The organism is Escherichia sp. MOD1-EC6098, assembly GCF_002965865.1.
Classification (GTDB): Bacteria; Pseudomonadota; Gammaproteobacteria; order Enterobacterales; family Enterobacteriaceae; genus Escherichia; species Escherichia marmotae.
The window spans coordinates 1-2258 of sequence record NZ_PTSN01000061.1; the positions used below are offsets into that span (position 1 = coordinate 1).

At 40.8% G+C, this 2258-nt stretch carries 3 protein-coding genes; all 3 read left to right on the forward strand.

The features are described 5' to 3' along the window. Positions 1 to 604 (forward strand): RHS repeat-associated core domain-containing protein (locus tag C0K55_RS26830; protein WP_236942156.1); only part of this gene is annotated, 604 nt, incomplete at its 5' end. A 44-nt stretch (positions 605 to 648) separates the two neighbouring features. Continuing rightward, complete coding sequence (locus C0K55_RS25520; protein ID WP_105283394.1) at positions 649 to 1185, forward strand: hypothetical protein; 537 nt, start codon at positions 649 to 651, stop codon at positions 1183 to 1185. Positions 1186 to 1666: 481 nt separating this feature from the next. Beyond that, positions 1667 to 2258 (forward strand): ISAs1 family transposase (locus C0K55_RS25530; protein ID WP_123059781.1); only part of this gene is annotated, 592 nt, incomplete at its 3' end.

Genomic DNA, 2258 nt, shown 5'->3' on the forward strand with positions numbered 1-2258 from the left:
GTGGGAGACGGGGTATCAGGTCTGGGGTAACACGATACAGGAGAAGGACCACGGCAGGGTGGAACAGAACCTGCGTTACCAGGGGCAGTACCTCGACAGGGAAACGGGGCTGCACTACAATCTGCACAGGTACTATGATCCGGATGTCGGGCGGTTCATAGTAACGGATCCGATAGGGCTGGCGGGTGGGCTGAACTTGTATGCTTATGCGCCTAATCCAGTAAGTTGGATCGATCCTCTGGGTTTGAGTTGTTTGAAACCTGAAAATGGATATTTGAGGGGTAAAGCTCATGGTATAAAATGGACGCAAAATGACGCTCTAAAAAGAGCGGAAGATCAAGCCAGAAAAACAGGTAGGGCACCACTACCTCAAGGTAAATGGGGAAGTAAAAGAGATTTAAAATATGCAGGCGAAAAAGCAGCTACATTACAGCCAGGGGAAATGAAAGATTTTCCAATAAATTCAGATCATTCGTCAGTTGTATTTAATCCTGATGGAACAATTGATATCCCAGATAAAATTCGCGTTCGTAATAATGGCGATGGTACTTTTCACGGATTCCCAATAAACTCGAAAACCGCTGAGCCTATATATACTGATTAAATTTAAGACCTTTTTATTCTTGTTGAACGGGTGTTGGAGGTAATATGTTTTCAATAGAAGTATTAGATGACTTTGTATTGGGAGAAAAGGATGAGGAGGATATAAGTGTATCTGAAGCAATCGAATCTATATATGTTGAATATACGCATGATATTGTTTTAAATTGGAATGAACACATTACGCGCTTAGATCGGAAAGGTGATATTAGTGAAATGTATAATGACATTATTCGAATGTTAAACGCCTTAACGGATAGGAATAAAAAATTTTTTTCAGTTTCATTTTTATCAAGTACTTTTACAGCTATATGGGATTTTGTCATAGATGCTAATATGTTAAATATTAAAGCAAAGTGGATTACAGTTTCATTTTTAGATGATAGTAGTGGTGATAGTGATAATTTGTATTCATTGGATATACCTATTGATATTTTTATCAGTGAGTGGAATAAATTACTGCTAATATTAAGGAATGATCTTGTCAAATGTGGATACAATGAATCACTCGAGGGGTTTTCATATCTAAAAAATTTAAGTGATTTTAAAATACCCGACAGGCACGGTATGGGAAACTGTCCGTGATGATGAACGCAAAGAAGAAAAGTACCTAAAGGTGGAGTTGGAGTATGGATACGATCTGCTAGGGCGACGGACGGGGAAACGGCTGTACCGGTGGCATGATGAGGGCGAAGCGGAACCGGCCCCGGAAAGGGGGCGTTTTTTCTGGGACGGGATGCGGCTGTGCGGTGAAGACAGCCCGGGTAAGGTCATAGAGGTTCAGCGGTGACAGCTATGAGCCGCTGGCCAGAGGGGATCGTTTTACCCTGCAGGTGATTAAACCGCAGGACACGCGCCCGCCGAAAACCACGGTATATTACTACCACACGGTGCTGAACGCCTGCCGGAAGCAATGACCAGTCAGGGAAAGATCACGTAACGCTGTTTTTTTGTACTAAATAATTCGCACTAAATGTTCAATAATTGAGATATTCCTTATTACCTAAAGCTGTTTTTCATTGCTTATACATGATCAAATACTCCTTACGTAATTAATGAGAACAAAATGGAACTTAAAAAATTGATGGAACATATTTCTATTATCCCCGATTACAGACAAGCCTGGAAAGGGGAACATAAATTGTCTGATATTCTACTGTTGACTATTTGTGCCGTTATTTCTGGTGCAGAAGGTTGGGAAGATATAGAGGATTTTGGTGAAGCACATCTCGATTTTTTGAAGCAATATGGTGAATTTGAAAATGGTATTCCTGTTCACGATACTATTGCCAGAGTTGTATCCTGTATCAGTCCTGTAAAATTTCATGAGTGCTTTATTAACTGGATGCGTGACTGCCATTCTTCAGATGATAAAGACATCATCGCAATTGATGGAAAAACGCACCGGCACTCTTATGACAAGAGTCGCCGCAAGGGAGCGATTCATGTCATTAGTGCGTTCTCAACAATGCACAGTCTGGCCATCGGACAGATCAAGACGGATGAGAAATCCAATGAGATCACAGCTATTCCTGAACTTCTTAACATGTTGGATATTAAAGGAAAAATTATCACAACTGATGCGATGGGGTGCCAGAAAGATATTGCAGAGAAGATACAAAAACAGGGAGGTGATTATTTATTCGCTGTAAAAGGAA